The sequence below is a fragment of the Stenotrophomonas sp. GD03958 genome (assembly GCF_029839005.1).
Lineage (GTDB): Bacteria > Pseudomonadota > Gammaproteobacteria > Xanthomonadales > Xanthomonadaceae > Stenotrophomonas > Stenotrophomonas hibiscicola.
Genome location: NZ_JAOBZT010000002.1, coordinates 112893 through 119060, shown reverse-complemented (window position 1 = coordinate 119060; position 6168 = coordinate 112893). Strand labels below are relative to the sequence as shown.

Annotated in this window: 8 protein-coding genes; 3 read left to right on the top strand and 5 right to left on the bottom strand. The window is 67.8% G+C overall.

The features are described 5' to 3' along the window. Nucleotides 1-24 precede the first annotated feature (24 nt). The gene (locus N5C25_RS01270; protein WP_021204746.1) at nt 25-777 is read right to left on the bottom strand and encodes an SDR family NAD(P)-dependent oxidoreductase; all 753 of its coding nucleotides are present in this window, start codon (nt 775-777) and stop codon (nt 25-27) included. 99 nt (nt 778-876) lie between these two features. Further along, complete coding sequence (locus N5C25_RS01265; protein ID WP_251102056.1) at nt 877-1365, bottom strand: hypothetical protein; 489 nt, start codon at nt 1363-1365, stop codon at nt 877-879. A gap of 84 nt (nt 1366-1449) precedes the next feature. Here N5C25_RS01265 and N5C25_RS01260 point away from each other — a divergent pair, with 84 nt between their 5' ends. Further along, nucleotides 1450-1917: a DUF1456 family protein gene (locus N5C25_RS01260; protein ID WP_251102057.1), complete on the top strand. Its 468-nt coding sequence runs from the start codon at nt 1450-1452 to the stop codon at nt 1915-1917. Here the strand turns inward: N5C25_RS01260 and N5C25_RS01255 are convergent. Next, a complete protein-coding gene (locus tag N5C25_RS01255; protein ID WP_251102058.1) occupies nt 1886-2773 on the bottom strand; it encodes a LysR substrate-binding domain-containing protein in 888 nt (295 codons plus the stop codon). The two genes, N5C25_RS01260 and N5C25_RS01255, sit on opposite strands and share 32 nt — an antisense overlap. Before the next feature lie 143 nt (nt 2774-2916). Here N5C25_RS01255 and N5C25_RS01250 point away from each other — a divergent pair, with 143 nt between their 5' ends. Further along, a complete protein-coding gene (locus N5C25_RS01250; protein WP_194445614.1) occupies nt 2917-4065 on the top strand; it encodes an MFS transporter in 1149 nt (382 codons plus the stop codon). On the opposite strand, the gene N5C25_RS01245 is transcribed toward N5C25_RS01250, so the two are convergent. Further along, complete coding sequence (locus N5C25_RS01245) at nt 4062-4760, bottom strand: TorF family putative porin (RefSeq protein WP_251102059.1); 699 nt, start codon at nt 4758-4760, stop codon at nt 4062-4064. The two genes, N5C25_RS01250 and N5C25_RS01245, sit on opposite strands and share 4 nt — an antisense overlap. Nucleotides 4761-4938: 178 nt before the next feature. Here N5C25_RS01245 and N5C25_RS01240 point away from each other — a divergent pair, with 178 nt between their 5' ends. Beyond that, nucleotides 4939-5328 (top strand): DUF6165 family protein, encoded by a 390-nt coding sequence (locus tag N5C25_RS01240; protein ID WP_026347234.1) that lies wholly within the window; start codon nt 4939-4941, stop codon nt 5326-5328. Between the two features lie 6 nt (nt 5329-5334). Here N5C25_RS01240 and N5C25_RS01235 read toward each other — a convergent pair whose 3' ends face one another. Beyond that, nucleotides 5335-6012: a response regulator transcription factor gene (locus tag N5C25_RS01235; protein WP_251102060.1), complete on the bottom strand. Its 678-nt coding sequence runs from the start codon at nt 6010-6012 to the stop codon at nt 5335-5337. Nucleotides 6013-6168: the final 156 nt, after the last annotated feature.

Below are 6168 nucleotides of genomic sequence, written 5' to 3'. Positions count from 1 at the left end.
ATGGCTCGACTCTACAAACGACCGTCAGCCTTCGCGGGCGACCTGGAAACCGGCGAAGGACTGGCTGACCGGCATCAGCTCCAGGCGATTGATGTTCAGGTGCGGCGGCAGGCTGGCCACCCAGAAGATTTGTTCGGCGATGTCTTCAGCGGTCATCGGGTTGGCGCCGGTATAGAGCTTGTCCGATGCCGCCTGGTCGCCATGGGTACGCACCACGGTGAACTCGGTTTCAGCCATACCCGGCTCGATCGTGGTCACGCGCACGCCGGTGCCGTGCAGGTCCGAACGCAGGCCCAGCGAGAACTGGCTGACGAAGGCCTTGGTGCCACCGTAGGCGTTGCCACCCGGGTACGGGTAGACGCCGGCCACCGACGAGATGTTGATGATCGCGCCCTTGCGCTCCACCAGCTGCGGCAGCAGGCGATGGGTCAAGGTCACCAGCGCGGTGATGTTGGTGTCGATCATCGTGGTCCAGTCCGACAGCTTGGCGCTCTGTGCCGGCGCGGTGCCCTGTGCCAGGCCCGCGTTGTTGACCAGCAGATCGATCTGGCCGAACGCAGGCGGCAGTGCCAGCAGGGCCGCCTCCATCGCCACCGGATCGCGGATGTCGAAGGCGGCGGCGTGAACCACGTCCTTGCCGTAGCGCTCGACCAGCGGCTGCAGACGTTCGCCGCGGCGGCCGGTGGCGATCACCTTCCACCCGGCCTGGGCGAAGCGGTGGACGGCGGCGGCGCCGAAGCCGGACGTGGCGCCGGTAATCAGGACAGTGCGGGTCATCAGGCAACTCCAGGGGGAAAAACCGGACGCCCATTCTGGCACCGTCGGCCCGCCCCTGCGTTGCCGATGCCGGCTGACCACGCCCGAGGCGTGCGCGGCTCAGCGCACGCGGAATACCCGGGCCTTGGGCAGGTCTTCGTCGACCTGCAGGAACCAGCGCCCGGCAATTCCTGGAACAACGGCGATCTGCGGCGACTGCAGCACCTTGCGCAGCTTCATCTGCCCCTTCATCACCTGCCATTGCTGGCCGTTATCAAGGGTGAATAGCGTGCCGGGCTGCCAGCCTGCGACCTCTCCGACCACGCGTGCATTGACCGGTCCTTCTTCCAGGCCCAGATGCATTGCTGCCGGTGCCGGCACATTGGCAGGCAGCGGCGCAGCGGCGGGGGTCACCGCTGCCGTCGGCCCGGTGGCCGCGCGCTCTGCCTCGCGCAGTACCCGGTTCAGTGCCTGCAACTGCGCTGGACTGAGCCCGACCTCGGCCAGTTGGGATGCACTGAGGCGCCGCTCGACGGGTACGAAGCGGTCCTGGGCGAAGGCAGCGAAGCTGCTGACGAGCAGCAGTGCGGAAAACAGATACCGGCGCATGCAAGGGTCTCAGCGAACGAGTGCCCACGATGCTGCAGTTCGATGACACTCCGGTGACACGCCAGGGGCCGCTACAATTGGACCATGATCAACAATGATGTCCTGCGCAGCGTGCGCTACTCCCTGGACCTGGGCGACCACCACGTGGTGGCCCTGTGCCAGATGGCCGACCCGGCCTTCGCCGTGGAGACCGAGCAGGTGAAGGCCTGGTTGCGCCGCGAGGACGAAGCCGGTTTCGAGCCGATGAGCGACAGCGCGCTGGCGCACTTCCTCGATGGCCTGATCGTGCACCTGCGCGGTCGCGACGAGAACCAGCCGCTGCGCGCGGTGGAGACCCGCATCGACAACAACCTGGTGCTGAAGAAGCTGCGCGTGGCGTTCCAGCTGCGCGACGTCGATCTGATGGAGATCTTCGCCAGCGCCGGTTTCAATGTCTCCAAGTCGGAAGTGGGCGCACTGTTCCGCCAACCCGGGCACGCCAACTTCCGGCGTTGCCTGGACCAGATGCTGCGCAACTTCCTCAAGGGCCTGAGCCTGCGCCTGCGCGGCTGAGCACGGCCTCGACGAACGCCCGCGCCGCCGGTGTCGGCAGCCGCTGCCAGACCAGGTGCACGCGGCGGGTCGGGGTCGGCTGCAGCGGAATCCGCACCACGCCTTGAAAGCCTTCGGCAATCAACGCCGGCACGATGCCGACCGCCAGCCCATGGCGGACGAAGCGCTCGACCAGTTCCATCAGGTTGACCTCGAAGCGGACCGCGTGCGGCAGGCCGGCGGCGGCGAAGGCATCGTCGGTCTGCCGCCGCGCACCGGTGCCGCGCGGGAAGTCGACCAGCGCTTCATCCTGCAGTTCGGTCAAGGGCAGCCGCTTGCGCCGGGCCAGGCGGTGCGACGGCGCCAGCACCGCCACCAGGTCTTCTTCCTGCAGCATCTGGTGGCAGACCCCGTCCAGGCCGGCCGAGGGCGCCAACCCCACCAGTGCCACGTCCAATTCACGCGACTGCACCTGCGCGATCAGATCCTCGCTCTTGTCCACCCGCAGCTGGAACTCCACCTGCGGGTGCGCCTGCTGGAAGGCTGCCAGCATCGCCACCACGTCGATGCCGGTCAGCGAGGAAATCTGCCCGATCGCCAGCAGGCCACGCACCTCGCCACTCACCGCGGCCACGTCAGCGCGCAGGTGGCGCAGGCTGGCCAGCACCTGGCGTGCGTGCACCAGCAGCGCCTCACCGGCCGCCGTCGCCCGTACCTGGCGCGGCAGGCGTTCAAACAGCGGCGTGCCCAGTTCCTGCTCCAGGTAGGCAATCTGGTGGCTCAACGCGGACTGCACCACGTGGCAGCGTTCGGCGGCACGGGTGAAATTGCCCTCTTCGGCCAGGGCGACGGCAAATTCGAGCTGCTTGAGATTCATCCAGCTATCTCGTTTCCAGATGGCATGGATGATGATGATTCATTTCCATCATGGTCGCAGCAGGCGGACACTGTGCACCCCGCTTTGTAGAATACCGCGTGAGTCCGTCCCTCCCCCCCCTGCACCGCTGGCAGGTGCTGCTGATGTCGGTCGCCACCGGCGTGGCCGTGGCCAGCAACTACTATGCGCAGCCACTGCTGCATACCATTGCCGATGCCTTCGGTGTGCCGTTCGGCCAGGTCGGCATGGTGGTCACCGCCGCGCAGCTGAGCTATGCCGCCGGACTGATCCTGCTGGTGCCGCTGGGAGACCTGTTCGAACGCCGGCGCCTGATCGTGGTGATGAGCCTGTTGTCCGCCGGCGGGCTGGTGATCAGTGCCTGTGCGCCGTCGCTGGCCTGGCTGCTGGCGGGCACCGCGATCACCGGCCTGTTCTCCGTGGTCGCCCAGGTGCTGGTGCCGTTCGCGGCCACGCTGGCCGCGCCGGAACATCGCGGTCGCGTGGTCGGCACGTTGATGAGCGGCCTGCTGCTGGGCATCCTGCTGGCACGTACCGTGGCCGGCCTGCTTTCCAGCCTGGGCGACTGGCGCCTGGTGTACGCGATCGCCGCTGCCACCCTGGTGCTGACCGCACTGGCATTGCAGCGCGGCCTGCCGCGCTTCCACCACAGCGCCGGCCTTGGCTACTTCGCATTGCTGCGCTCGATCGGCGTGCTGTTCGTGCAGGAACCGGTGCTGCGCCAGCGCACGCTGCTGGGCGCCTGCAGCTTCGCCATGTTCGCGATCTTCTGGACGCCACTGGCGTTCCTGCTGGCACAGCCGCCGTATGCCTACAGCGACGCCACCATCGGCCTGTTCGGGCTGGTCGGCGCGGCCGGCACCCTGGCGGCCGGCCTGGCCGGCCGCATGTCCGACCGTGGCCAGACCGGGCGTGCCACCGCCATCGCGCTGGCGCTGCTGCTGCTGTCGTGGCTGCCACTGGGGCTGTCGGCCCACTCGTTGCTGGCGCTGCTGGTCGGCGTGGTGGTGCTGGACCTGGCCGCGCAGCTGCTGCACGTCAGTAACCAGAACCTGATCTATGCACTGCAACCGGCAGCGCGCAACCGCCTCAATGCCGGCTACATGACCGGCTACTTCATCGGCGGTTCGCTGGGTTCGCTGCTGTCGGCGCAGGTCTACCAGCGCTTCGGCTGGACCGGCGTCTGCGTGGCCGGTGCTGCGGTGGCGGTGCTGGCCCTGCTGCTGTGGCTGCCCGGCGCGCTGCGTGCGCGCCAGGCCTCGGTGGCCGACTAGAAACTGCCCTGCAGCGCCAGCTCCCATCGTCCACCGGCATTGCCCGGGAACAGGCGCTTGGCCGCACTGTCGGTGTCATGCACGGTGGCACGCAGCTCCCATGCCGGGGCCAGCGTGGCAATGGCACTGAGCTGCCCATGCAGGTAGTCCGGGCCCTGCGCGGTGGCCAGCCAGTACTGGCCCACCGCCGCTTCCAGGCGGACGCGTTCGTGCAGCGGCACACGCACACCCAGCTGGGCGTAGGTACCGCGATGGCCACCGGCCAACGCATCGTTGGAATGGGCGACCTGCAACCAGGCGCGCTGCTTCCAGCTCACCGTGGTGTTGAGTTCGGTCCAGTCCAGCGCGCGGCCGGTGCCCGGGTACATGTAGCGGGTCAAGTTGGCATCCAGTGTCCAGTCCGGGGCCAGCGCACCGGACCAGCCGGCCACCAGGTCGAACTCGCTGCGCGCGCCATTGTCCGGCTTGAACGAAACGTTGGAGCCCCACACGCTGGCGTACCAGCCCGATTGAATCGAAACCTTCGCGCCCGCCTGCACCGCCGGGTCGCCGTCGCTCTGCGAGCTGCCACGCCACACGTAGTCGCTGGTCAATGCCGCACTGCCACTGGCCTGCACCTGTGCCTGCGCGCTGCCGATCCCGAGCAGCCCTGCCAGGGCGGCCACCACCGCCGCCATCATCCCCTTGCTGTTCACTGCACTGTGTTCCTCGTCGAAGGCGGTTATGCCGCCGGGAACGCAGTGTCGAGGCGGTGGCCGTAACGGATCGAGGGTGCTGCCGGGGCCGTGGCGCAAATTCGGCGTAAATCCCATGGATCGGGGCCACATGCCAGCGGCGCGGTATCATGGCGCCCTGTTTCCAGGAACCAACCGCGTGGACGCCATCCTGACCCCGGTATCGATCGGCGAGCTGATCGACAAGATCACCATTCTCGAGATCAAGGCCGAACGCATCGACGATGCGGCCAAGCTGAGCAACGTGCGCACCGAGCTGGACGGCCTGCTGCCGTTGCTGCAGCAGCAACTGCAGGCTCAGCCGGCGCTGGCCGTGCTGAAGCAGCAGTTGAAGGCAATCAACGAGCGCATGTGGGACATCCAGGACCAGCTGCGCGACAAGGAAGCGGCCCAGGTGTTCGACGATGCCTTCATCCAGCTGGCACGCGGTGTCTATGGCACCAATGGCGAGCGCGTGCAGGTGAAGAACGAGATCAACCGCGTGGCCGGTTCGGCCCTGGTGGAAGAGAAGCAGTACCAGGGCGAGTAAGCCCGCTCATCCGCATTCGAGCAGGTGCCGGATGCGGAACAGCTCACCATCGCTGTGGATGCCCAGCTTCTCGTACGCCGTCCGCTTCTGCGTGCTGACCGTACTGGCCGTGCGCCCGAAGCGCCGCGCCACCTCCCCGGTGGTGCAGCCCTGCAGGACCAGCCGGAGCACCTCGCGCTCACGTCGGCTCAAGGGCGTCAGCACCGGCGCCGGTGTGCGCCGCATGCGTGATCGGTTCAACTGCGTGCGCAGCTCCGGGGGCACGAAGCGGCCGCCACGGGCCAGTACCTCCACCGCGCGCCGCAGCATCTCCGGCGTGGTTCCCTTTGACAGGAAGCCGCGCGCGCCGGCCTGCATCGCCATGGTCACCATGCTGGCATTGCAGTGCGCAGACAGCACCAGCACCGGCAGCAGCGGCCAGCGCCGCGACAACAGCCGCAACAGGGATAGGCCCTGTTCGGGACCATAGGGCGCCAGCAGGTCGATCAGCAGCAGGTCGATGCCATCCGGCTGGCGCTGCAGCAGATCGAGCAGATCAGCTTCGCGGGTGAAGCTGCCGCAGACCTGTACGCCACCGTGCTGGCAAAGCACCACCTCCACCCCCAGACGCAGCACGGGATGCGGCGCAAGCATTGCCAGGCGGCGGGGCCGATCGAGGGGCAGAGCGGGAACGGCAGGTGGCATCACCATGGATCCGACGGTACGAAGTGCCCACCGTAGGGCCGCGCCGGGAGCAGCGGAATCCAATTTATTGCAACGCAGCAGTGCCCCCGGAACATGCTCAGCTGCGGTTTCGGGTCCCCACAACGCAACAGGCCCGGCGTGAGCCGGGCCTGTCGA